Annotated in this window: 15 protein-coding genes and 2 pseudogenes; 6 read left to right on the forward strand and 11 right to left on the reverse strand. The window is 72.0% G+C overall.

Annotated features, from left to right (window positions below; all coding sequences use genetic code 11):
* Window positions 1-143: 143 nt before the first annotated feature.
* Window positions 144-1,115: a polysaccharide pyruvyl transferase family protein gene (locus tag ACQFYA_RS15635; RefSeq protein WP_499125679.1), complete on the reverse strand. Its 972-nt coding sequence runs from the start codon at window positions 1,113-1,115 to the stop codon at window positions 144-146.
* Between the two features lie 135 nt (window positions 1,116-1,250).
* Window positions 1,251-3,344 carry an acyltransferase family protein gene (locus ACQFYA_RS15640; protein WP_499125681.1) on the reverse strand — a complete coding sequence of 698 codons (2,094 nt, stop codon included), beginning with the start codon at window positions 3,342-3,344 and terminating at the stop codon, window positions 1,251-1,253.
* Between the two features lie 241 nt (window positions 3,345-3,585).
* Here ACQFYA_RS15640 and ACQFYA_RS15645 point away from each other — a divergent pair, with 241 nt between their 5' ends.
* Window positions 3,586-4,416 (forward strand): class I SAM-dependent methyltransferase, encoded by an 831-nt coding sequence (locus ACQFYA_RS15645; RefSeq protein ID WP_499125682.1) that lies wholly within the window; start codon window positions 3,586-3,588, stop codon window positions 4,414-4,416.
* A gap of 46 nt (window positions 4,417-4,462) precedes the next feature.
* Window positions 4,463-5,326: a glucose-1-phosphate thymidylyltransferase RfbA gene (gene rfbA, locus ACQFYA_RS15650; protein ID WP_499125683.1), complete on the forward strand. Its 864-nt coding sequence runs from the start codon at window positions 4,463-4,465 to the stop codon at window positions 5,324-5,326.
* A gap of 1 nt (window position 5,327) precedes the next feature.
* On the opposite strand, the gene rfbD is transcribed toward rfbA, so the two are convergent.
* On the reverse strand, window positions 5,328-6,212 hold the full coding sequence (rfbD, locus tag ACQFYA_RS15655; RefSeq protein ID WP_499125685.1) for a dTDP-4-dehydrorhamnose reductase: 885 nt from the start codon (window positions 6,210-6,212) through the stop codon (window positions 5,328-5,330).
* Between the two features lie 43 nt (window positions 6,213-6,255).
* Here rfbD and ACQFYA_RS15660 point away from each other — a divergent pair.
* Window positions 6,256-6,872: pseudogene (locus ACQFYA_RS15660) on the forward strand (dTDP-4-dehydrorhamnose 3,5-epimerase family protein).
* 85 nt (window positions 6,873-6,957) lie between these two features.
* Here the strand turns inward: ACQFYA_RS15660 and rfbB are convergent.
* Window positions 6,958-7,952 (reverse strand): annotated as a pseudogene (gene rfbB / locus ACQFYA_RS15665) (dTDP-glucose 4,6-dehydratase).
* 165 nt (window positions 7,953-8,117) lie between these two features.
* The gene (locus ACQFYA_RS15670) at window positions 8,118-9,794 is read right to left on the reverse strand and encodes a glycosyltransferase family 61 protein (RefSeq protein WP_499125686.1); all 1,677 of its coding nucleotides are present in this window, start codon (window positions 9,792-9,794) and stop codon (window positions 8,118-8,120) included.
* 217 nt (window positions 9,795-10,011) lie between these two features.
* Between ACQFYA_RS15670 and ACQFYA_RS15675 the strand changes: the two genes are divergently transcribed.
* Complete coding sequence (locus ACQFYA_RS15675; protein ID WP_499125688.1) at window positions 10,012-12,108, forward strand: acyltransferase family protein; 2,097 nt, start codon at window positions 10,012-10,014, stop codon at window positions 12,106-12,108.
* A gap of 19 nt (window positions 12,109-12,127) precedes the next feature.
* On the opposite strand, the gene ACQFYA_RS15680 is transcribed toward ACQFYA_RS15675, so the two are convergent.
* From ACQFYA_RS15680 to ACQFYA_RS15705, 6 genes are all read right to left on the reverse strand, one after another.
* Complete coding sequence (locus ACQFYA_RS15680; protein ID WP_499125689.1) at window positions 12,128-14,428, reverse strand: LicD family protein; 2,301 nt, start codon at window positions 14,426-14,428, stop codon at window positions 12,128-12,130.
* A gap of 115 nt (window positions 14,429-14,543) precedes the next feature.
* A complete protein-coding gene (locus tag ACQFYA_RS15685; protein WP_499125691.1) occupies window positions 14,544-17,927 on the reverse strand; it encodes a bifunctional glycosyltransferase/CDP-glycerol:glycerophosphate glycerophosphotransferase in 3,384 nt (1,127 codons plus the stop codon).
* 246 nt (window positions 17,928-18,173) lie between these two features.
* Complete coding sequence (locus ACQFYA_RS15690; RefSeq protein ID WP_499125692.1) at window positions 18,174-18,890, reverse strand: sulfotransferase family 2 domain-containing protein; 717 nt, start codon at window positions 18,888-18,890, stop codon at window positions 18,174-18,176.
* A gap of 25 nt (window positions 18,891-18,915) precedes the next feature.
* Window positions 18,916-20,226, reverse strand: a complete 1,311-nt coding sequence (cysN, locus tag ACQFYA_RS15695) for a sulfate adenylyltransferase subunit CysN (protein WP_499125694.1) — start codon at window positions 20,224-20,226, stop codon at window positions 18,916-18,918.
* A gap of 3 nt (window positions 20,227-20,229) precedes the next feature.
* Complete coding sequence (gene cysD / locus ACQFYA_RS15700; protein WP_499125695.1) at window positions 20,230-21,132, reverse strand: sulfate adenylyltransferase subunit CysD; 903 nt, start codon at window positions 21,130-21,132, stop codon at window positions 20,230-20,232.
* On the reverse strand, window positions 21,129-22,055 hold the full coding sequence (locus ACQFYA_RS15705) for an inositol monophosphatase family protein (RefSeq protein WP_499125696.1): 927 nt from the start codon (window positions 22,053-22,055) through the stop codon (window positions 21,129-21,131). The genes cysD and ACQFYA_RS15705 overlap by 4 nt, the downstream gene beginning before the upstream one ends.
* Window positions 22,056-22,184: 129 nt before the next feature.
* Between ACQFYA_RS15705 and ACQFYA_RS15710 the strand changes: the two genes are divergently transcribed.
* Window positions 22,185-23,177, forward strand: a complete 993-nt coding sequence (locus tag ACQFYA_RS15710; RefSeq protein ID WP_499125697.1) for a sulfite exporter TauE/SafE family protein — start codon at window positions 22,185-22,187, stop codon at window positions 23,175-23,177.
* Window positions 23,174-24,397, forward strand: coding sequence for an adenylyl-sulfate kinase (gene cysC / locus ACQFYA_RS15715; RefSeq protein ID WP_499125698.1), 1,224 nt, complete (start codon window positions 23,174-23,176; stop codon window positions 24,395-24,397). The genes ACQFYA_RS15710 and cysC overlap by 4 nt, the downstream gene beginning before the upstream one ends.
* Window positions 24,398-24,441 lie beyond the last annotated feature (44 nt).

A 24,441-nucleotide genomic window follows, 5' to 3' on the forward strand; every position in this document is an offset into this window, starting at 1 on the left:
CCGCCGGTCGAGCCGTTCCGCCGGTCGAGCCGTTCCGCCGGTCGAGCCGTTCCGCCGGTCGAGCCGTTCCGCCGGTCGAGCCTGTCGAGACCACCCGACGGTTTCGACAGGCTCAACCAGCGGCGACGACGGTTTCGACAGGGTCAACCGGCGGTGGCGACCAGCTCGGGGAGCGTCTCGGCCCCACGGGGAGGCACGGACGACCTGCGCCGGAGGAACGGCGACGCGTCGAGGAGCGGTCGGTAGTCGTACTCGATCGCCTCGCCGCTGAACGACAGCGCGTCGCGCAGTCGCTTCTTCGTGACGGGCCCGGCGGCGAGGTCGAAGGACTGCGGGTTCCGGAACTTCCCGACCGAGGCGAAGTAGTCGTAGAACTTGTAGACGCCACCGCGCGGCGAGCCGGAGGCCAGCCAGGCGCTAGGGATGCCGTAGGCGTCGGCGACGATGAGCCCGTGCAGGGAGGACGTGACGATCCGCCGGCACGAGAGCAGCTCCCGGACCACGGCCTCGACGTCGGTCCGCGCGAAGTCGATCAGCTTCACGCCGGGGCCGAACGTCGCCCGCGCCCAGCGGCGCTCGCTCCAGCGCACCGCGACGCCGTACTCGTGCGTGACCGGCACCTTCGGCATGTAGTAGAGCGGGAGCAGCAGGGCCGGGTCGCCGTAGACCTGGGGCACGTCGATGCCGAAGCCCTTGGACGCGCCGAGCTTCGCGCGCGTCAGGGGCCCGCGGACCGCGGTGTACTGCGCGTCCGGCGCCACCTCGCTCTTGCCCTCGGTGCCGTAGGTGCCGCTGCCCCAGACGACGGAGTGCGCGGTGGTCTGGTTGATGATCGAGCCGATCACCACGTAGTGCGGCTTCGCCCGGTCGGCGACCACCACCTTCCTGCCCGTCATCGTCGTCACGAGCCAGGGCGAGAGCAGGTCGCCGAAGTTCGGGCGGTAGGTGAAGTAGTTGAGCGGGATCTTGCCCTCCACCTCGATGAGGTCCGCCACCTCGTAGTCGTCGAGCAGACGGCGCGAGCGCCGGGTGCCGAAGACGTCCGGGACACGGCGCCCGAGGCCGGCCCTCGCGGCACGGGAGAGTCGGGCGCGGACAGAGGGGTACGTCGGCATGCTCTTCTCCGGTGCTTCAGGTCGGTCGCGCGAACGCATTCTGCATTAATCCGATGAGACTACATGGTTTTGCGAGCGCGAACGTCCGCTCGAGCCTCCGGCGGTCGGGCCTGTCGAGACCCGGTGGGGACGAGCTCAGCCGCCGGCGGTGCGCAGCGCGGCGCGGACGCCGGCGGTGACCTCCGGGGTGAGCGTGCGCGCGAAGGTCGCCGTGAGGTGGCCGTGGTCGAAGTACGCGACGACGCCGCCGATCACCGGGTGGCAGACCTCGTCGTCGCACATGAGGTCGGTGACCTCGCGGACCGTGACGAGACCCGACGTGTCGGCGCGGCCCGCCGCGGCGAGCGGGTCGGGCTCGAGCGCCTGGTCGGGCGGCGCGCCGCAGTCGTCCCAGGCCACGGGCCCGGTGGCGAGGCAGTCCGGCACGCTGTCCGGCATCGCGGGCGTGTCACGGAGCACGAGCACCGGGACGCCGGCGTCGGTGAACCGGCGGAGCGTCTCGGCGTAGGCGCTCTGGGCCTGCTCCTGCTGCTCTCCCTCCGGCACGCCCGCCAGGAGCTGGTTGGTGCGCGCCGACATGACGACGAGGTCGTAGCCGCCGTCCACCACCGAGTCGACGGCCCACCGGGTCGTGTCGAGGCAGCCCTGCGCCTCGGCGTCGGCCTCGTACTCGAGCAGCCGCTCCACCGGGTAGCAGGACGACTGCAGGTAGGTGTCCACCTGCCAGTCCCCGTCCTCCTCGCCCTGCTCGAGGGCGGGCGTCCAGTGCCCGGCGTGCGAGTTGCCGAGCACCGCCACCCGCGCCGGCGCGTCGTCGGCGCCGTAGGTGCACGAGTGCCGGGTGGTGAAGGGCGGGTCGTTCCAGCAGCCGTCCGCGTAGACGTCGGGCGTGTCCTGCGCCGCCGCCTCCGGCGGGGTGAGCAGCCCGCGGACGTCGCAGGAGGGGTCGCGCACGGAGCCCGCCCCCGCGCAGTCCCCCGCCGCGGCGACGTTCGCCGGAGCCGACGCGACCGCCTCGCGCTCGCGCGCGTCCGCCGTCGACGCCGCGCTGAGCCCCCAGACCGCGGTGACGCCGACGCACACCGCCAGCAGGCCGAACGTCGCCGCCCGGCGGCGCACGAGCAGGGGCGAGCGGCGCAGCGGGTCCTCGACCCACCGCTTGGTCACGGCGGCCAGCAGCAGGGCGGCCACGACGACGCCGACCAGCTCCGCGGCGCCCAGCGCGCGGCCGAGCGCGTACGGCACGACGACGATCAGCGGCCAGTGCCACAGGTACACGCTGTACGAGACGTCGCCCAGCCACTGCACGGGCCGCAGGGCCAGCATCCGCCCCGGGCTGCCGCGGGCCCCGTCCGCCGCGGCGACGATCACCAGCGCGGTGCCCACGGTCGGCAGCGCGGCCGCGAACCCCGGGAACGGCGTCGACCCGTCGAAGAGCACGACGGCCGCGACGACGGCCGCCAGCCCCGCCCACGCCGCCGCCGCCCGCGCCGCCGGCGCGAGCGGCAGCGGACGGGCCGCGAGGACCGCCGCGACGAGCCCGCCCAGCGCGAGCTCCCACAGGCGCGTGGTGGTCACGAAGTACGCCGCCGCCGGGTTCGTGGCGGTCAGGTGCACGGACCAGGCGAGGGACGCGACGACGACGAGCCCCACCGCTGCGGCGGGCAGCCACGCGCCGCGCCGGCGCGCGCGCACGGTCGCCCAGGCCACCGCCCCGACGAGCACCGGCCACAGCACGTAGAACTGCTCCTCGACCGACAGCGACCAGTAGTGCTGCACCGGGGAGGCCAGCTCCTCCGCGGCGAGGTAGTCGGTGGCGGAGCGGGCCAGGGACCAGTTCTCCACGTACAGCGCCGCGGCGGCGACGTCGCGCGCCACCCGGGCGTGCACCGTCGTGGGCAGCCACAGCAGCGTCGCGGCCAGCGTGGCCAGCAGGACGACCGTCGCGGCGGGGATCAGGCGCCGTACCCGGCGCGCCCAGAACTCCAGCAGGTCGCGGACCCCGCGCACCGGCCGGCGCAGCAGGTGCGACGTGATGAGGAAGCCCGAGATGACGAAGAAGACGTCCACGCCGACGTAGCCGCCCGTCACCGTGTCCGGCAGCAGGTGGTAGACGAGCACCGCGCTCACCGCCAGCGCGCGCAGGCCCTGCACGTCCGTGCGGACCTCCGTGCGCGGGCGCGCGTCGCCTGCCGGCGACCCGGCAGGCGTGGGTCCGGCTTCGGTCATCACGTCGGGCTGCCGACCTTCCGGAGGGCGGGCCGGCGGTCACCGTGGGCGGGCAAGGCTCTCCCCTCTCGTCGGAGCCGCGTCGGACACTACCCGAGCGCTGCGGGCGGGACGTCGCCTCCCGCTCCTCGTGGGTCGAGCCTGTCGAGACCGACCCGAGGCCCTTTGCGATCTTCCCCGAGGTCGTCGAGACCGCGCGGCAACCTTCCCAAGACCGGTGCGCGTCGCGATGATGTGTCCCATGTCACCGAAGGCTCCCCCCACGCAGACCCGCCTCAGCCGGCACGCGCTGCTGACCGGCCTCCACCGACAGCTCCGACCACGCACGTACCTCGAGGTGGGCGTGGCCGACGGCTCCAGCCTGCGGCTCTCGTCCGTGCCGAGCGTCGGGATCGACCCCGCGTACGCGATCCGGAAGGAGATCAGCGCGCCGGTCCGGCTCGCCCGGACCACCGGCGACGCGTACTTCGCCACCACCGACCCGAAGGAGTGGCTGGGCGGCCCGGTGGAGCTGGCGTTCATCGACGGCATGCACCTGTTCGAGTACGCGCTGCGCGACTTCATCAACGTCGAGAAGCACTGCCGGTGGTCGAGCGTCGTCGTCCTCGACGACATGCTGCCCCGGAACGTGGACGAGGCGGCCCGCGAGCGGCACACCAGCGCGTGGACCGGCGACGTGTTCCGCGTCGCCGACGTGCTGCGGACCTACCGCCCCGACCTCACGGTGATCCCGGTCGACACCAGCCCGACCGGGGTGGTCGTGGTGCTTGGCCTCGACCCGACGAGCACGGTCCTCAGCGACAGCTACGACCGCATCCTCGAGACCTACCTCCACGACGACCCGCAGCCGGTGCCGCAGTCGGTGATCGACCGGACCGACGCCTGGGACGGCCGCACGCTGCTGAACCGGCCCGTGTGGGGGCTGCTGCACCGCGGTGACCGCCTGTGGCGGCGCCGCGACCGCGGCCTCGCGGAGATCCGCCAGGCCCTGGACGACCCGAAGGCCTACCGGCGCCGGCGCCGGGCCGCCCGCGCGTGGGCCCAGGGGCTGCGGGGCTCCCGCGACGCCTGACGCCCGCCGTCCGGTCATGCCCGCTGCGAACGCTAGCCTGACGCCCATGCGCGGAATCATCCTGGCGGGCGGAAGCGGCACCCGCCTGCACCCCATCACTCTCGGCGTGAGCAAGCAGCTCGTGCCGGTGTACGACAAGCCGATGATCTACTACCCGCTGTCGACGCTCCTGCTGGCGGGGATCCGCGACGTCCTGGTGATCACGACGCCGCACGACGCCGGGCAGTTCCGCCGCCTGCTGGGCGACGGAACGCAGTTCGGGATCTCGATCACCTACGCGGTCCAGGCCGTCCCGAACGGCCTGGCGCAGGCGTTCGTCCTCGGCGAGGAGTTCATCGGCAACGACGCGGCCGCTCTCGTGCTCGGCGACAACATCTTCTACGGGCAGGGTCTCGGCGATCAGCTCGGCCGCTTCACGGACGTCGACGGAGGCGCGGTCTTCGCCTACCGGGTTGCCGATCCGACCGCGTACGGCGTGGTCGAGTTCGACGCCGACGGGCGGGCCGTCTCGCTGGAGGAGAAGCCGACTCGGCCCAAGTCGAGCTATGCGGTGCCCGGACTGTACTTCTACGACAACGACGTCGTGGAGATCGCGAAGAACCTGGCGCCGTCGGCACGGGGCGAGTACGAGATCACGGACGTCAACCGCGAGTACCTGCGCCGCGGCGACCTGCGCGTGGAGGTGCTGCCTCGGGGCACGGCCTGGCTCGACACGGGCACCTTCGACTCGCTGCTCGAGGCGAGCGACTTCGTCCGCACGGTCGAGCACCGTCAGGGGCTCAAGATCGGCGCTCCCGAGGAAGTCGCGTGGCGTCGCGGCTTCCTGTCCGACGACGAGCTCCGGACCCGGGCGGAGAAGCTGACGAAGTCGGGCTACGGCGCCTACCTGCTGGGACTGCTCGAGGAGTAGCTCAGGCGAGCACCTCGGCCGCGGCGGCGTCCCACCGCGCGGCCCAGTCGCCGATCGGCGCGACACCGGCCGCAAGGAGGGCGTCGTGCCCCAGCACCGAGTACGCGGGCCGCGGAGCCGGCCGCACGAACGCGTCGCTGGTCGTCGGCACGACCCGGGTCGCCGAACCGAGACCAGCCACGATCCGCCGAGTGAACCCGCACCACGACGTCTGCCCCGACGCCGTCCCGTGATACGTGCCCGCCGGCGCCCCCGCCCCGACCAGCCGCACGATCAGGTCCGCCAGGTCACGCGTCCACGTCGGCTGACCCACCTGGTCGTCCACGACCGTCAGCTCGTCACGCTCGGAGGCCAGGCGCGCCATCGTCCGCGGGAAGCAGGCGCCGTGCGCCCCGTACAACCAGGCGGTCCGCACGATCAGGTGGTCAGGCGCCTCGGCACGCACCGCCCACTCCCCCGCCGCCTTCGTACGCCCGTACGCGGACACCGGCGCCAGCAGCGCGTCCTCCGCGTACGGCGCGACCGCCCGCCCGTCGAAGACATAATCGGTCGACACCTGCACGAACCGCGCGCCCGCCCCGTGCGCCGCACGGGCCAGGAACGCGGCACCCACCGCGTTCACGCCGAACGCCTCGGGCTCGCGCGACTCGGCGTCGTCGACCGCCGTCCACGCGGCGCAGTTGACCACCACGTCCGCACCCCGCACCACGGCCGCGGCCGCCGCCGCGTCCGTGACGTCCAGGTCCGCGCGGCGTGCCGCCACGACGTCGGCGCCCGCAGCGCGCAGCACGGCGAGGAGGTCGGTGGCGAGCATCCCGCCCGCGCCGGTGACCAGCCAACGGCGCGACGAAGAGGTGGCGTTCGGCGTGGTCGTCGTGTCGGTCACCGTAGGATCCTACGGCCCCACCATCGCCCCCGAAGGAGAACCTGTGCAGTTCCGCGAGCTGGCCGTGCCCGGCGCCTACGAGATCACCCCGAAGCAGTTCGGCGACCCCCGCGGCCGCTTCCTCGAGTGGTTCAAGGCCGACACCTTCGCCGACACCGTCGGCCACCCGCTCGACCTGCAGCAGGCCAACGCCTCCGTCTCCGCCGCCGGCGTCCTGCGCGGCATCCACTTCGCCGACGTCCCGCCCGGCCAGGCCAAGTACGTCACCTGCCCCGCCGGCGCCGTCCTCGACGTCGTCGTCGACCTGCGCACCGACTCCCCCACCTTCGGCACCTGGGACACCGTCCTGCTCGACGACATCGACCGCCGCGCCGTCTACCTCGGCGAAGGCCTCGGCCACGCCTTCCTGTCCCTCGCCGACGGATCCACCGTCGTCTACCTCTGCTCCACCGGCTACAACCCTGCCGCCGAGCACGGCATCCACCCCCTCGACCCCGAGCTCGGCATCGACTGGCCCACCACCACCCGCGACGGCGCCCCACTCACCCCCAGCTGTCCGACAAGGACCAGGCCGCACCCACCCTCGCCGAGGCCCGCCGGCAGGGCCTCCTGCCCAGCCACGACGCCGTCCAGGACTACCTCGCGTCGCTGCGCGGCTGATCCGTCCGACAGAAGGCCGCTGACACGACGAAGGGCTCCGGAACAACCGCTGCGCGGTTCCGGAGCCCTTCGGTGTCTGGTCCTGCTACTGCCCGGTGCGGGCGTAACGGGCCTCGACGGCGGCCTTGGCGGGCCGCCACCAGTCCTCGTGCTCGCGGTACCAGTCCACGGTCGCGGCCAGCCCGGAGCGGAAGTCGGTGAACCTGGGGGCCCACCCGAGCTCCTCGCGCAGCCGGGTCGCGTCGATCGCGTACCGCAGGTCGTGCCCGGGCCGGTCGGTGACGTGGTCGAAGTCGTCCGGGTCACGGCCGAACAGCTCCAGCAGGGTCCGCACGACGTCCAGGTTGGACGTCTCGCCGTCGGCCCCGATCAGGTACGTCTCCCCGATCCGGCCCGCCTCGATGATCGACCACACCGCGGCGTTGTGGTCGGCCACGTGGATCCAGTCGCGCACGTTCAGCCCGGCCCCGTACAGGCGCGGACGGATCCCGTCGATCAGGTTCGTCACCTGCCGCGGGATGAACTTCTCCACGTGCTGGTACGGCCCGTAGTTGTTCGAGCAGTTCGAGATCGTGGCCTCGATGCCGAACGAACGCACCCAGGCACGCACCAGCAGGTCCGACCCGGCCTTCGTCGACGAGTACGGGCTCGAGGGGTTGTACGGGGTGGCGGGGGTGAACTTCTCCTCGCCCTCCAGCGGCAGGTCCCCGTACACCTCGTCCGTGGAGACGTGGTGGAACCGCACCCGTGCCGGCGCACCGCCTCCAGCAGCGTGAACGTGCCCACCACGTTGGTCTGCACGAACGGCGACGGGTCCTCCAGCGAGTTGTCGTTGTGCGACTCCGCCGCGAAGTGCACCACCACGTCCGACCCGGCGACCAGCTCGTCGACCAGCGCGGCGTCCGTGATCGAGCCCTGCACGAACGAGACCTGGTCCGCGACCGGGTCCAACGACGACCGGTCCCCGGCATACGTCAACGCGTCCAGCACCGTCACCACCGCCCCCGGACGCTCCCGGACGGTCTGCTGGACGAAGTTCGCGCCGATGAACCCGGCACCACCGGTGACCAGAACCCGCATGACGACCTGAACCAATCTGTGGAGGGAACGACCGGCTCAGCGCCGGGCGTCTGCACGATACTGCCCATCGACGGACCTGAGCTCGACCGCGGCCGTCTCCGCGCCCGTGCCACGTTCGAGTGCGGCCGGGACGAGCGGCACGGCCTGCCCGAGCAGACCGGCCCGTCAGAGCGATCGCAGCAGCTCGTCGAGCTCGCGCCCGTGGCGGGAGAAGTCGAAGGACCAGTCGGACTTGTACGCCGCCGACGACCAGCCGCCCGGAGGGTGCGGGGTGCGCGGCGGGTTCCAGAAGTAGTGCAGGCCCACGCCGAGTGGGAGCGAGATCAGCACTTCGTTGCGCGCCGAGTACGCCTCCTGGGTGAGGACGATCATGTGCTGCAGGTTCTCCGCGAACAGCGTGTTGAACATGGCCGAACCACCAAAGCCGGCCACCACCCGCGCGTGAGCGAAGATCGCGGACTGCCGGGCCAGCGAGTAGTCCTCGGGGTAGATCACCTCGAACCCAGCCGCTGCGAAGTAGTCCTCCACCTCGACGCGGTTCAGGCAGCGGCGGTTCCCGTACGAGTCCTTCCGCGAGACGAACACCCGGTCCCAGGTGGGCCCCGGCTCCGCGCGCAGTCCATCTCGGATCCGCTTCCACACCGCTCGGATCTCGGGATGCACGTAGTACGGACGGGCGTTGTGGAACATCGGCGTCGCCGCGTACATCGACTCGAGGTACACGGGTTGGTCGACGGTCACGATGTCGTCCGGGCTGATGCCGAAGGCGGTCAGGACGGTCCGCTCGAGCCGCGGTTCACGCTCGGCCGGATACCGGAGACGGAAGATCGCCTTGAGATCGGGGTCGTCCTTCTTCGCGGCGTCCCACCCCCACAGGCGGGAGATCACCTCCGTCATGAGGTGGCCGTAGTGCCCGGAGTTCTCCGAGTCCAGCATGAAGTACGAGCCTGCGAGCTCCTTCGTCGGCTGCACGTGCCGCGGAATCCGTGCGAAGTTCTCGTCCACGTCGACCAGGCGGACGTTCTGCGCGTTGGACAGGTGGTGGCGGAACGAGTCGGGCAATATCTCGTGTGCCGTGTAGGTGAGTGCGTTGCTCACGAAACCGATCCGCCCGCTGTAGTGCCTCAGGTGATGCGGGGGCACCGCCACCGTCGTGTCCAGACCCTGAAGCGCTTGCGAGGCACCGTGCGAGTCGATCGTGGTCGCCGACGCGAACTTCTGCTCGCGGAGCAGGGCGAGCTCACGCACCGTCGTCGTCTGCCGGTGACGCGTCGACAGCATGCGGTTGGCCCAGCGGTCCGACAGCTTGAGGTAGTGCGTGCCGCTCTTGCGGACCACGATCGCCTCGCGGTCGAGGCGCACCTCCGCGACAGCCCGAGACAGCTCGGCGAAGTCGTCGTCCTCTCCTGCAGCCCCGCCGAGGGCCCGGGCGAACGTCGCCAACCGCAGCTCGAGCGGGTTCCCGGACTTGTACCCCTTGAACGCCGACCTGGGGATGACGTACTCGCCCCCTGGAACGAGGTGGAAGAGCAGTCGCCGCAGCGTGGCCTCATGCTCATTCGGCCACCGGTGGCGGACGTCGACGATGCGGTCGACCGGTCCGTGGAGCTTGAGATACCACTGCGGGTTCGACTCCTTCTCGAGCCTCAGGTACCGCTGGTGGATCTTGTCGAGGGCCCACTCGTCATACGGGACCGGCGCGATGACGAAGAGGTCGTCCTCACGGTAGGAGTCGACGACGGCGCGCAACACGTCGGGCGGCACGTCGTCCGCGATGACGACGACCCGACGCTGCTCACGGCCCTCACGGCCGCCCAGCTCCTCCGACCTGCCAACCGCCACCAAGATCTCCTCACATCCGTGCGTCGCGAAGGTCCTAGTATGCGTGCGGCACCGGTCGCCGTCACCCAGCCCCCGCGAGTAGCGCCCGTCGCCCGCATCCCGGTCCAGGCCGCAGCGGGCCACCGTTAGCATGACCCCTTGACCCTTGCACCCCACATGAAGGTTGACCCTTGCCAGTGAAGGCTCTCTGCCCTCCCGCAGCGAACGGACCCCGATCGTGACCCAGGCCGTCACCGCGGCCGAGCGGGCGGGGTCGTCCGCTCGCCCCGTGAAGACCTTGCGGTACGAGGTCCAGGCGCTGCGGGCGCTCGCCGTGCTGCTCGTGGTGCTGTTCCACTTCTGGCCCGGCCGGGTGCCCGGAGGGTACGTCGGCGTCGACGTCTTCTTCGTCATCTCGGGGTTCCTCATCACCGGCCACCTCCTGCGCGAGGTCGAGTCCACGGGCAAGGTCCGCCTCGGCCGGTTCTGGGCGCGCCGGGCCCGCCGTCTGCTGCCGGCGGCGTACCTGGTGATCGCCGTCTCGGTGGTGGCGACCCTCCTGCTCGTCCCGATGACCGAGTGGCACCAGTGGTTCCGCGAGGCGATCGGCTCCACGCTCTACGCGGAGAACTGGGTCCTGGCCGCCGACTCGGTCGACTATCTCGCCGCCGAGAACGCGCCCTCGCCGTTCCAGCACTACTGGTCGCTCTCGGCCGAGGAGCAGTTCTACCTCGTCTGGCCGCTGCTGGTGCTGCTCTCCGCCGTGCTCGCGGCCCGGAGCCGCCGGTCGCAGCGGGGCGTCACAGGGACCCTGCTGGCCGTGGCGACGCTGGCGTCGTTCTGCTTCTCGCTGTGGCTCACCACCACGAACCCCGCGTCGGCCTACTTCGTCACGACGACGCGCGCCTGGCAGTTCGGCGCCGGCGCCCTCCTCGCCGTGGTGCTGGCCCGCTCCGCCGCTCCCCTGCTCGGCGGGCGGTGGCGGGTCGCCGTCAGCTGGGCCGGGCTCGCAGGGATCGCCGTCTGCGGCTTCGCCTACGACGCCCAGACCCCCTTCCCGGGGACGGCCGCCATCCTGCCCGTGCTCGCGACCGTCGCCGTGATCTGGGCGGGCACGCCCGCGGAGACGCTCAGCCCCGCTCGGCTCATGCGGTGGCGCCCCGTGCAGTACACGGGCGAGATCTCCTACTCGCTGTACCTGTGGCACTGGCCGGCGATCGTGCTCCTGCCGTACGTGATCGGGCACAACCCCGGCCTCGTCGAGCGGGTCGCGCTGCTCGTGGGCGTGCTGCTGCTCGCCGCGCTCAGCAAGCGGTACGTCGAGGACACGTTCCGGTTCACGCCCCGCTGGGGCCTCCAGCGCACCGGGCGTGCCCTCGGGATCACCGCCGCGTCGGCGGCCGTGCTCGCCCTCGTCGCCGGCGCCGGCCTGGCCGTTGCCGACCACCGCGCCCAGCAGCAGGAGGAGCTCGCGGCCCGGCTCGTGGCCGACATGCCGCCCTGCTTCGGCGCCGCGTCGATGGACCCGGACAAGCCCTGCGACAACCCGGACCTCGACGGCATGCTGGTCCCCGCCCCGGAGGCGGTCGGCGGCGACTACGCGGACTACCCGGACTGCTGGGTCGAGGGGTACGAGGACCGCCTCAAGGACTGCTCCTTCGGTCCCGTGGACGACCCGAAGGTCCCGCACGTGGTGCTCATCGGCGACTCGCACGCGCGAGCGATGCTCCCCGCCTTCATCCGGATGGCCGAGCAGGGCACCATCAGCCTGACCCCGCAGCTCAAGGCGACCTGCGCGTGGACCACCGGCACCATGAACTTCGACGACCCGCAGCGGTCCGAGACCTGCGAGACGTGGAAGGACCAGCTCGACCCGTGGCTGGTGAAGAACGCCTCGGACATCGACCTCATCGTCACGACCGGCTACGCCAAGATGCTGTCCGGCGACGCCGACCAGCAGCGCCGCGAGATGGCCGCCGCCTGGAAGCCGATGGCGGACCGCGACGTGCCGATCGTGGGCCTGTCGGACAACCCCTGGCACCGCACCGGGCCGTCGCGCTGCCTCGAGGAGCTCGACGTCGTCCAGCCGGACAGCTGCGACACCACCCGGAAGAAGGCGTTCCCGTTCCCGGACACCTTCGCCGCCACGGCGAAGGAGACCCCCGGGGCGAAGTCCGTCGACCTGACGGACTACTACTGCAACGAGAAGACGTGCCCGTCGGTGATCGGCGGCGTGAACGTCTATCGCGACAACAGCCACCTCACGACGACCTACACCCAGACCATGGCGCCGTACGTGCTGCGCGAGCTCAGGAGAGCGGGCGCCCTGTCCTGAGCACGGGGATGCTCCCGGCTCATTCCGCGACGTCGTCCGCGAGCTTCCAGGGCCAGTCGTAGAACGGGTCGGCCACGGACCAGCCCTCCCCGTAGCGTTCCTCGAGGAAGGCCTCGGGCTGAGCCGGGACCAGGAGGTCGTGTCCCTTGAACGACAGCGTCCGTGGCGGCATCACGATCGATGTCGGGATCGAGCGCAACCGCATCTTCTCCATGTGGAGGGTCGTCGACTCACCGTCGACGAACAGCGGGAAGACGTCCACGTGGAGCCGGGTCTGCGGGTCGTGCAGGTGGAAGTTCGTATAGGAGTTCGGCCGCGACACCTTCCAGCCCTTCTCCTGCAGCCCACGCCGGAGCTCCGCGAGCTCCGTCTCGCCGGCGGCGCGGTCCGCCGCCACGAGGGGGACCATGAGATCCACGTCGTCGTCGTGCGCCAGGAAGTCGCGTTCGCGCACCGCACCGAGCAGCGTGCCGTAGGCCAGCATCGTCGGGTAGCCGCACGAGGCGAGCACCTCGGCCGCGTGCTCGATCGTCGCGATGTACTCGTCCGACCGCGCGCGCAGACCGCCGACATCGACGATCCCGTGCCGCGTGAGCACCGCCCGGGAGGCGCCGAGCGCCTCGCCTGCGCGGTTGACCTCGTCGGCCAGTCGATGCAGGTCCGCCTTCGAGCGGAGCACGAGCTGATAGGACCTCATCGACGTGGCCGTCCCGGGCGTGCGGTGTCGCTCCGCGGCCAGGAGGTGGCCGAGCAGCGCCCACTCGTCGTCCGAGAGGCTCTCCTCCTCGGGCACCCTGTCCGTGCGCAGGAGCGAGGCGAGCAGTCGCTGCTCCGTCGCGTCGTCGGTCAGCAGTCCGTTGCGGGCGCGGTCGGCGAGCCGGGCGAGCACGTCCGCGCGCGCGGCGTCGGCGGCCCCGGCCGACGCGAGGACCTCGTCGTCGAGGTGCTGCCCGGTCAGGCGAGCAGCGAGGTCGACGGTCTGTCGCACCACCCGGTCCGAGTCCACCGTGACGACGGTGCGGGGCCCGTCTCCCGGGCGGCTGACGGCCACGGTGAGCGACCGGTTGCGGATGCCGTACCCGTCGAGCCGGTTGTACACGCGGATCTCGTCCGCGTCGATCGGCGGGTCGAACCGGACCGACCACCAGGGCCCGGTCTCCCGTGCGGTGCGGATGCCGCCGAGCCCGAACGGCGAGCGGTCGTCCTTCGTCACGTCGGAGCTCTGGCTGACCGTCGTGGCCGAGCTGTCGACCGCGACTCGCCTTCCCCGACGGAAGAGCTCGAGGCCGCGCAGGTCGAGCTGGCGCTGCCCGTCCCGCGGGAGGGAGAAACGCACCTCGCTCACGGGGCCGGCACACCGGATCGGTAGATAGCTCGCCGCGATCCCGCCGAAGTAGCCCAGCGAGGGAAGCAGCCGCCGGGTGCCCTCCAGCTCCAGCAGCGAGCTCGTCTCACGGCGCGGGAGTCGCTCGAGCTGCCGGCGCGGAGACCCCGCGCGTTGCAGGATCGGGCTGGCGTCCAGCAAGGCGCGGTGGTCGAACCGGATCGAGTCGCCGGCGAAGGTGAGGGTCGTCCGGAGCAGGTCGGTCGTCACCGGCTGCGCCGCAGGGTCGAACGCCTGCGGCGGACGGAACTTCTGCACGGCGCCGAAGTAGTCGTAGAACGGGAACGCACCGCCGCGGGGGGCGTCCGACTCCATCCACGCGCTCGGGATCCCGTAGGCGTCGGCGACCACCAGGCCGTGCAGCACGGACGACACGATCCGCCGGCACGAGAGGATGTCGTGCAGCACCCCGTCGACGTCGACCCGCCCGGCGTCGATCAGCAGCACGCCCGGACCGTAGGTCGCCTCCGCCCAGCGACGCTCGTTCCAGCTGACGATCACGCCGTACTCGTGGACCACGGGAACCTGCGGGTGGTGCACGAGCGGGAGAAGGAGCGCCGGGTCGCCGTACACGGCGGGGACGGGGATCCCGAAACCCTTCGTCGCGGAGAGCTTCGCGCGCGTCAGCGGGCCGCGGACCGCGGTGTACACCGCCCCTGCGGGCACCTCGGACACGTCCTCCGTGCCATAGGCGCCGGTCCCCCAGAAGATCGACTCGTCGGTGCCCTGGTTGATCACCGACCCGAGGACGGCATAGTGGGGCTGGGAACGGTCCGCGACCTTCGTCGCGCGGCCCGTCAGCCGCTCGACGAGCCACGGCGACAGCGCGTCACCGAAGCTGGGGCGGAAGGTGAAGTAGTTGACCGGGACCCGGCCGTCCACCTCGAGGATGTCCTCCGCCACCTCGTAGTCGTCGAGCAGACGCTGCGAGAGCAACGCCTCGACAGGGTCCGGCTGTCGACGTCCGCGCCGGGCCCTCACCACCCGTCCGAGCCGGTCCCGGGCGGAACGGTAGATCGACATGGTGTGTGCTCCGGTGGTGGATGGGCGGTCAGGAGGACAGGCCGGTGACGTCGAGCACGCGCGCCGAGGCGGCACCGTCGTCCCTCGGGGCGAACTCCGCGACGAACCTACCGTGCGCGTCCCCCCACACCGACCAGTGGTCGGCGCCGAGCGCGGACACCAGCGCCGTCGTGTCGGCGCACAGCGGGCCGGGCGCGACCTCCTCGAGGTCGCGGTAGAAGCCGCGGGTCTTGGTGCCGTAGAGCTCGAGGTCCGGCACGAGGAAGTAGATCGGCCGGTTCAGCACGGCGTAGTCGAACATGATCGAGGAGTAGTCCGTGACGAGCCCGTCGGAGGCGAGCATGAGCTCGTTCACGTCGGGGTGGTTCGTCACGTCGACCACGCCGGCGGGGAGATCGCTCGACGACGACGCGGTGTTGGAGTGCCCGCGGTAGAGCACCACGGTGCGCTCACCGGCGGCCCGGGCCAGCTCGTCGAAGTCGAGGTAGGCCACCCGGCCGTACCGCGCGCCCTCCTTGACGTTGTCCCGCCACGTCGGCGCGTACAGCAGCACGCGGACGTCGTCCGCGATCCCCAGCCGCTGCCGCACCGCGGCGCGGGTGGCCTCCGCCGTGCCGTCCACGAGCGCGTCGTTGCGCGGGTAGCCCTCGACGAGCACCTTGCCGTCGTAGCCGAACGCCCCCGGGAAGATCTCCGCGGAGTACTCGTTCTGCGCGAGCAGGTAGTCCCAGGACTGCGCCTCGCGCTGCATGAGCCTGCGGTAGGTGATCGTGAGGTTCGCGCCGGGCACGTCGTTGCCGATGCGCTTCAGCGGGGTGCCGTGCCACGTCTGCAGGTATGTCTGGTGCTCCCCCTTGCGGAAGTACCAGGGCCAGTTGTTGTTGTTGACGAGCAGCGTGGCCCGCTCGAGCAGGTCGTACCAGGCGGTCGAGAACCGCAGCACGGGGGTGGCCCACTCCGGCACCGGCGTCGACAGGCACGCGACCGACCAGTACTGCGGCCGGGTGTCGCCGCGCCGGTGCAGCTCTCGGCTCAGGGCGAGCGGCGAGTCGCCGACAGTCCGGCCGCCGAAGGACTCGAGCAGCACCGCCTCCAGCGGCGGCTGCTCGCCCCGGCGGTACCGCTGGTGCAGTCGCTGCTGCGCCCGCCTGCTCCGCTCGCCGTCGTCGAGGCCCGTGCGCAGGCGCACGCTCACCGAGCCGGCCTTCGGGGTCGCCGAGACCGTGGCCGCCACGACGCCGTCCGTCAGGTCGAGGGGCAGGGTGCGCACCAGGCCGGACGCCGCGCGCGGTCGCGCCGTGACCTCACCGGCGGACAGGGCCAGCACGAAGTTCACCGTCTTCGACAGCGCGCTACCGAGCGCGTCGACCACCGGGACCGTGACGTCGAACCCGCCGTCAGCGTCGAGGGCGACGGGGACGGCACTGCCGGGGGTGACGTCGTGCGCGAGCGCGAGCGTCAGCCGCTCGCGCCGCAGCCCGGCGGAGAGGGTGGCCCAGCCCCGCACGCGGAGCCCGTCCCGGCCGAGGCTCAGCTCCTCCACCTCGCCCTGGAGCGGGCCCGTCTGCGCGACGAGGTTCCCGAACCGCGTGGAGCCGACCAGCACGTCGCCGCGGACCGGAGTCTCGAGCGCGCGGCTGGGGACGCTCCAGGAGAACCGTCGCTCGCGCCCGCCCTCCGCGGGCCGCGCCGCGAAGGCCCAGCTCCGGGCCCGGTCCTGCGCGGCCGGCTCCGGCAACGTGAACGCGACGATCTCGTGCCCGTCCTCGTGCCGCCGCACGCCGGGCACCGTCGTCGAGCCCGCGCGGGCGACGCAGCCCCGGACCGGCGGCAGGCTCCCGGCGAGCACCAGCTCCACGCGGTGGCCGACCAGGCGCACGTCCTGGACCGGGATCCGAGGGGAGGTCATGCAGCGCAGCTCGAGGGTCTCCGCCCCCGCGGGCGCGTCGACGTACCACCGCCCGGTGGCGTCCAGCGCGCCGTACTTCGGGAGGCGGCCCGCGCCCCGCGGGTCCGGCAGGGGCAGCGCGGCGGTGCGCTCGACCCCGGCCACCCGCACGCCGACCTCGAAGCGGTAGGGCGGGGACACGAGCGCGCCGAGGTCGAACCGCGCGCGGAACCCGGACGCCGCGTGGTCGTTCCAGGGGTCGACCGCACGCATGTCGATCGTCTCGTCCGCGAAGCGCTCCACGCGGCCGGGGACCCGGTGGTCGAGGTCCGAGACCGCGTCCACGGTGATCTCGCTGGCGGTCCCGGCGAGATCGACGAAGGCCAGGAACGCGCTCCCCTCGATCGTGATCGCGCCGTCGTCCAGCACGACGTCGGCCACGCGGGGCACGACCTCGACATCCGGCTCGAGGTCGTCCACGACACCGTCCGCGGCCAGCTCGAGGCCGGCCATGAAGTCGGCCCCGAGGGCGACCTTGCCGTCCTCGGCCACGCCGTGGACCTTCCACGTCGCGGACTCGCGGCGCGCGACCAGCTCGACGACGTCGTCGCGCAGGCCGTGGTAGGTGGCCGCCGCGAGCAGGCGGTCGGCCACCGGGACCTCCGCCAGCCGCTCGTAGCCGGCCATGTCGACGAAGCCGCGCACCTCCCGCTGCAGGAACGACCAGTACTCGTCGTCCGTGCGCGGCACCTGCTCGTAGTAGGGGCGCATGTCGAAGCCGACGACCTTCGCCTCCCACGCGCGCCGCACCGGCGCCGGGGCGTCGCGCATCACCTCGTGCAGCTCGTCGAGCATCCGCCACCGGCCGGTGAGGTCGCGCATCGTGGACTTCTGCTGGGTGATCGACGACTCGTCGTCACGGATCCGCCAGTGGCACACCACGTCCTGCAGCACGTCGAACCGGCCGTGCAGGTACGCCTTGGCCGAGGGCACCTGGTCCTCGTAGAGGCCCTCCGGGAACCCGCCCACGACCCGCCGGAAGTACTCGGCGCGGAACAGCTTGGTCCACGCGAAGACGTTCTTGAGCACCTCGGGCTCGTCGGCGATCGTCACGCCCGTGCGGGTGCGGTCGTGCAGCTTCCGCGCCCACGGCGGCATGTGCTTGCCCGCGGACGTGTCGCGCAGCAGGGAGCCGACGGCGAAGTCGGAACCGCTGCGGGTGAGCGACGTGAGCATCGCCTCGACCGCCAGGGGCGGCACGGTGTCGTCCGAGTCGACGAAGCACAGCATCGCCCCGCGAGCGTGCCGCACCCCCGTGTTGCGCGCGGCGCCGAGGCCGGCGTTCTCCTGGCGTATCACCCGCACGCGGCGGTCGGCGGCCGCGATCGCGTTCACCACGTCGATGGAGCGGTCCGGCGAGCCGTCGTCGACGACGACGACCTCGAGCCGCTGGTGGCTCTGCGCGAGGATCGACTCGAGACACTCGCCCACGTACCGCTCGACGTTGTACACCGGCACGATCACCGAGACGAGGGTGCGTCGGCCGGGTCGCCGCAGCTCCGAGGCACGTGCTCGCCAGGACACCGGCAGACGACGGTAGGTGGACCGCAGGAGATCAGTGAGCAGCACGGTAGACATCAACTCGCGTTCGGGCACGGACGGACGATTCGTGGGCGGACCCCGCCGGCGGGCGGCAGAGCATCAGCCAACTCTAAGGGTCCGGCGGCAGGGTACCCTCCCCGCATGCCTGCGCCGGCCTCCGGACGGACCTCAGATCCGGTCGGCGAGGTTCGCCAGGTCGCGCGACGCCCGCGACGCGACCCGCGACACGAGGCTGCGCGCGGGCAGCCTCGGCACCGGGATGTCCTTGTACCCGAACCGGCGGAAGTCGGCGGCGTAGAACTTCTCGAGCCGCGCCTGCAGCGACGCCGACACCTCGACGTCGCCGCTCGAGATGCCGCGCGTCCGCTCGCTGGTGCGCACCCGCGCCACGGTGGTGGGCAGGTCGAGGTCGAAGCGCTCGTTGAGGTCCGCGACCGCCGCGTCGAGCCCGTCCTCGAGCCGGTAGACCTGCGTGTGCCGCACGAGGAACTCGACTTGCGGGCGGATGTGGTTGTCGTGCACGTACGGGTTCGACGCGAACTTCTCGAAGCGCTCGAGCGCCCACGCCTCGACGGCGTCCGCACTCGTGGACAGCTCCTGCTTGTGCCGCATCACGTACTCGGAGCGGAACCGTGCCACCGGCTCGCGGACCACCGCGAAGATCGCGTCGAAGCGCCGCAGCCGGAACGTCTCGCGCAGGAGCAGGCCGTGCATGTGCTGCGGGGTGCACCGGCGCAGGTAGTTCGGGTCCCCCTTGCTCATCTTGCCGTCGTGGTAGGACATCGCCCAGCCGTCGGCGCGGAAGTGCTTCTCCAGCGCCGACCCGCCGGTCTTGGGGACATGGACGAACAGGACGTTGCGGTCGCCCTTGGTGAAGACAGGCATGATCTCCGTCGTTCTCAGGACGAGCTCAGGACGAGTGCGGCAGGCTGCCGATCATCCCGGCGGCGACGGTCTTGTTGGTCGACTCGTCGACGAGGATGAACGAGCCCGTCTCACGGTTCTGCCGGTACGGGTCCACGAACAGCGGCTTGGTGACGCGCAGCTGGATGCGGCCGATCTCGTTGAGCTTGATCTCGGTCGCCTCCTCGTCCCGGTGCAACGTGTTCACGTCCACGCGATAGTTGATGTCCTTGACCATCGCGCGCGCCCACCGGCTGGTGTGCTTGATCGCGTACTTCTTGCCCTTGACCAGCGGCGCCGTCTCGTCCATCCAGCAGATCTGGGCGTCGATGTCCTGCAGCGCGGCAGGCGAGTTGTTGGGCCGGCAGATCATGTCGCCGCGGGAGATGTCGATCTCGTCGGCGAGACGCACCGTGACGGACATGGGCGGGTACGCCTCGTCCACGGGGCCGTCGGCCGTGTCGATGGACTCGATCGTCGTCTCCAGCCCGGACGGCAGCACCCGCACGGTGTCCCCCGGCTTCATGACACCGCTGGCGACCGTGCCCGCGTAGCCGCGGTAGTCCCGAGCCTCGTGGGACTGGGGGCGGATCACGTACTGCACCGGGAACCGGACGTCCGTCAGGTTGCGGTCCGAGGCGACGTGCAGCCGCTCGAGGTGGCTGAGCAGCGGAGAGCCCTCGTACCACGGCGTGTTCTCGCTGCGGTTCACCACGTTGTCGCCGACCAGCGCGGAGACCGGGATGAACGTGAGGTCGGGCACGCGCAGGCGGGAGGCGAACTCCGTGAACTCCTTGCGGATGTTCTCGAAGACCTCCTCGGAGTAGTCGACGAGGTCCATCTTGTTGACGCAGACCACGATGTGGGGCACGCCGAGCAGCGTCGCCAGGAACGTGTGCCGGCGGCTCTGCTCGATGACGCCCTTGCGCGCGTCCACGAGGATGAGCGCGACGTCCGCCGTCGACGCCCCGGTGACCATGTTCCGGGTGTACTGGATGTGGCCGGGGGTGTCCGCGATGATGAACTTGCGCTTCGGCGTCGCGAAGTAGCGGTACGCGACGTCGATGGTGATGCCCTGCTCGCGCTCGGCACGCAGGCCGTCGGTGAGCAGCGCCAGGTCGGTGTAGTCGTTGCCGCGCTCGGTGCTGACCTTCTCGACGGACTCGAGCTGGTCCTCGAAGATCGTCTTGGAGTCGAACAGCAGGCGCCCGATGAGGGTGCTCTTGCCGTCGTCCACCGAGCCGGCCGTCGCGAAGCGCAGGAGGTCCGTGGAGCCGTCGGTCAGAGCCTCGGCCGTGGTCTCGATCGTGGTGGTCATGGCTTAGAAGTAGCCCTCTCGCTTGCGGTCCTCCATGGCGGCCTCGCTCACCTTGTCGTCGCCCCGGGTGGCGCCGCGCTCCGTGAGCCGGACCGCTGCCACCTCCTCGACGATCTCGAGCAGCGTGGACGCGGTCGACTCGACCGCCGCGGTGAGGTTCGCGTCACCGACCGTGCGGTAGCGGACCGAACGCACCTCGGCCGTCTCGCCGTCCTTGAGCGGCGTGAACTCGTTCACGGCGAACAGCATGCCGCCGCGGTCCACGACCTCGCGCTCCTCGGCCAGGTAGAGGTCCGGGATGTCGATCTCCTCGGCCGCGATGTACGCCCAGATGTCCAGCTCGGTCCAGTTGGACAGCGGGAACACCCGGATCGACTCGCCCTGGTGGACGCGACCGTTGTACAGGCTCCAGATCTCGGGGCGCTGGTTCTTCGGGTCCCACTGGCCGAAGTCGTCGCGGAAGGAGAACACGCGCTCCTTGGCACGCGCCTTCTCCTCGTCGCGGCGGCCGCCTCCGAACAGTGCGTCGAAGCCGTTCTTCTCCGCGGCCTCCAGCAGCACCGGCGTCTGGATGCGGTTGCGCGAGCCGTTCGGCTCCTCGGTCACCAGGCCGCGGTCGATCGCGTCCTGCACGGAGGCGACGACGAGCTGCACGCCCGTGCGCTCGACCCAGCGGTCCCGCGTGTCGAGCACGGACTGGAAGTTCAGCCCCGTGTCGACGTGCATGATCGGGAACGGGATCCGCGCCGGGGCGAACGCCTTCGCTGCGAGGTGCAGCATGACGATCGAGTCCTTGCCGCCCGAGAAGAGCAGGCAAGGGCGCTCCATCTCCGCCACGACCTCGCGGATGATGTGGATGCTCTCCGCCTCGAGGCTGCGGAGCTGGCTCAGGACGTGAGACGTCACGACTGGGCACCTTCCTTGATGTCGACCCCGACCTCCGTCAGTGCCGCGCGCAGGCGCGCCGCGAGTGCCGGGTGGCAGACGAAGAGGTCGGGGAGCCAGGGGTCCTGGCGGTTGTACACGAGCGGGGTGCCGTCCAGGCGGGTGCACTCGAGGCCGGCGGCGAGCGCGACCGCGACGGGCGCCGCCGAGTCCCACTCGTACTGCCCGCCGGCGTGCACGTAGGCGTCCACAGTACCGTCCACGACGGAGACGACCTTGACGCCGGCCGACCCCATGGGCACCAGCTCGACGTCGCCGCGCTCGGCGAGCTCGCGCACGAACTCGGGCGGGCGGCTGCGGCTCGCGGCGATCCGCAGGGGGCGGCGGCCGGCGAGCACGGCGTCCGCGTCCGACGGGCGGGCGGCGGGCGCGCTGGTGCTGGGAACGGCGTCGCGTGCTGGGAGCCCGACCGCGCCGGCGACGAGCCCGTCGGAGCGGGCCATGCCGCGCTCCCAGAGGGCCACGTGCACGGCGAAGTCGTCGCGCCACTCCCCGTGGGTCGGGCTCGTCGGGACCTGGGTCTCGACAGGCTCGACCGGCGGGTCGACAGGCTCGACCGGCGAGACGCGCTCGGCGAACTCCCGCGTCCCGTCGAGCGGGTCGATGATCCACACGCGGTCCGCCGTCCCGCGGGACCCGACGTCCTTCGCCTCCTCGGAGAGGACCGCGTCGTCGGGGCGGGCGTGCGCGAGGGCGGCGGCGAGCCAGGCCTGACTTGCCGTGTCGCCGGCGTCCTTGAGCTCCCCCGCGACGAAGGCCCCGCCGGCGGCGTCGACATCGGCCCGCAGGCGACGCAGCACCTCGCCGGCACCACGGGCCAGCGCGACGGCGAGCTCGCCGTCAGGCAGGCCCGGGTCCGGGAAGGACGGGGCGGACGCAGACATGGGGCTCCTCGGCTGACGGCTCTGGACGGAGGCCCGGGCGGGCCGCCGCCGACGCTACCATTCCGAATTGGAGTGTTCCCTGAGAGTTCGCATTGTTGAATTCTCTTTTTCCGATAGGGATGGTGTGGTTTGGCGGTCGAACTCCCGTTGGTCCTCGGGGGCCTCGTCGTGGGCTTCGTGGTGGGGCTGACGGGGATGGGCGGCGGCGCCCTGATGACGCCGATGCTCATCTTCGTGTTCCGCGTGGACCCGCTCACCGCGGTCTCGTCCGACGTCGTGGCCAGCCTGTTCATGAAGCCGGCCGGCGCGATCGTCCACCTCCGGCGCCGCACCGTGAACCTTCAGCTCGTGCTGTGGCTCTGCATCGGCTCGGTCCCCGCCGCGTTCTCCGGGGCGGTGCTCATCCGCTACCTGCCGCTCGGCGACGGGTTCGACGAGGTGCTGAAGCAGGTCCTGGGCGTCGCGCTGCTCATCGCCTCCGCCGGCCTCGTCGTGCGGGCGGTACTCGGCATGCTCCAGCGCCGGACCGCCCTCGGCGAGGGCCCGGCCGTCCCGACCAGCCCCGACGTCGCGGTGCGCAAGGTGCCCACGGTGATCCTCGGCGCCGTCGCCGGCCTCATGGTCGGCCTCACCTCGGTGGGCGCGGGCTCGATCATCATCGTGGTGCTGCTGCTGCTCTACCCCGCGCTCAAGGCGTCGCAGCTGGTGGGGACGGACCTCGTGCAGGCCGTTCCGCTGGTCGCCGCCGCCTCGCTGGGGCACATCCTCTACGGCGACTTCGAGCTCGGGCTCACGACCTCCCTGCTGATCGGCGCGATCCCCGGCGCCTGGTTCGGCGCCCACGTGTCCAGCCGCGCCCCGGGCGGCATCATCCGGCGCGCCCTCGCGATCCTCCTGCTCGCGTCCGGCCTCAAGCTGCTCGGCGCCTCGCTCGGCGTCGTCCTCGCGGCCGCCGTCGGAGCCCTGGTCGTCGGCAACCTGCTGTGGATCGTGGTCCGCGAGCGCATCAAGAAGCTGCCGCCCAAGCCCCTCCCCCTCGGCACCGTCACCGCCCCCGCCACCGGCGCCGGTGCCGACGACGACCCGGCTCCCACCACGAAGGACCAGTCCACCCCGTCATGAGCACGCCCACCGCCACCCACGTCCTGTCCGCCGACGAGCTGGACCTGCTGGAGCTCGCCCTCTCGAACGGCGCCGCCTGGTTCCCGCCGGCCGGCCTGCCCGCGGGGCCGGTCACCCTGACGGACGCGGAGAACACCCCGCTCGCCGTGCTCGACCCCGCCGCCGGCGGGCGCCCGCAGGCCGTCAAGCCCTTCGCCCGCGCCGCCGGGCCGCACTGGGACCCGGCGCTGCGCCGGGCGGCGGCCGCCGTCCGCGAGGACCTGGAGCCTGGCACCGTCGCGGTCGCCGTCACCGAGCCACCCACCCGCTCCGAGGTCGACGCCCTCCCGGGCGTCCTCGAGGGCGCGACGTCGGTGCTGGTGCTCGTCCCGGCCGCGCGCCGCTCCCCCGCGGCGGGCGAGGTCGGCGCGCCGGGCCTCGTGCGGGTCGCGCAGGACCTCGCGGAGCGGGCCGGCCGGCCCGCCACGGTCGTCGTCGTCCCGTGGCCGGCGGACGCGCCCGAGGGGCTGCGCTGGCCGGACGTCGGCGCCCGCTACGGCGCCGCGCGCACCGAGGTGCTCGCCGAGCACCGGTCCGCCGAGGCCCGCGAGGGGATCGCGCGGCTGAGCACGCTGTGGTCCGACGAGGTCGCCGCCCTGTACACGGCGCCGGCCGCCGCGGAGATCGTCCGCGCCGCGCGCACCGCGCGGCGGACGGGCGCCGTCGTGTTCTTCACCGGGCTGTCCGGGTCGGGGAAGTCGACCGTGGCCCGGGCGCTCGCCGCCGAGCTCGACGACGAGGGGCTGCACACCACGCTGCTGGACGGCGACGAGGTGCGGCACCACCTGTCCAAGGGGCTCGGTTTCGACAAGGAGTCGCGTGAGCTCAACGTGGAGCGCATCGGCTACGTCGCGTCGCTGGTGTCCTCCCACGGCGGGGTGGCGGTCGCGGCCCCCATCGCCCCGTTCGCCTCGGGACGGGCGCGCGTGCGCGAGCTCGCCGAGGCGGCGGGCACCTTCCTGCTCGTGCACGTCAGCACCCCGCTCGAAGTGTGCGAGGCGCGCGACCGCAAGGGCCTGTACGCCAAGGCACGACGGGGCGAGATCCCCGAGTTCACGGGCATCTCGTCGCCCTACGAGGCCCCGACCGACGCGGACCTCGTGATCGACACGTCGCAGGTCGAGGTGGCCGACGCCGTCGCGCAGGTGCGCGCGGCGTTGGACGAGCGCCTCGCTGGTTGAGCCTGTCGAAACCAGGTTTCGACAGGCTCAACCAACGATCTCGA

The sequence above is a fragment of the Promicromonospora sp. Marseille-Q5078 genome, assembly GCF_050315395.1.
Classification (GTDB): Bacteria; Actinomycetota; Actinomycetes; order Actinomycetales; family Cellulomonadaceae; genus Isoptericola.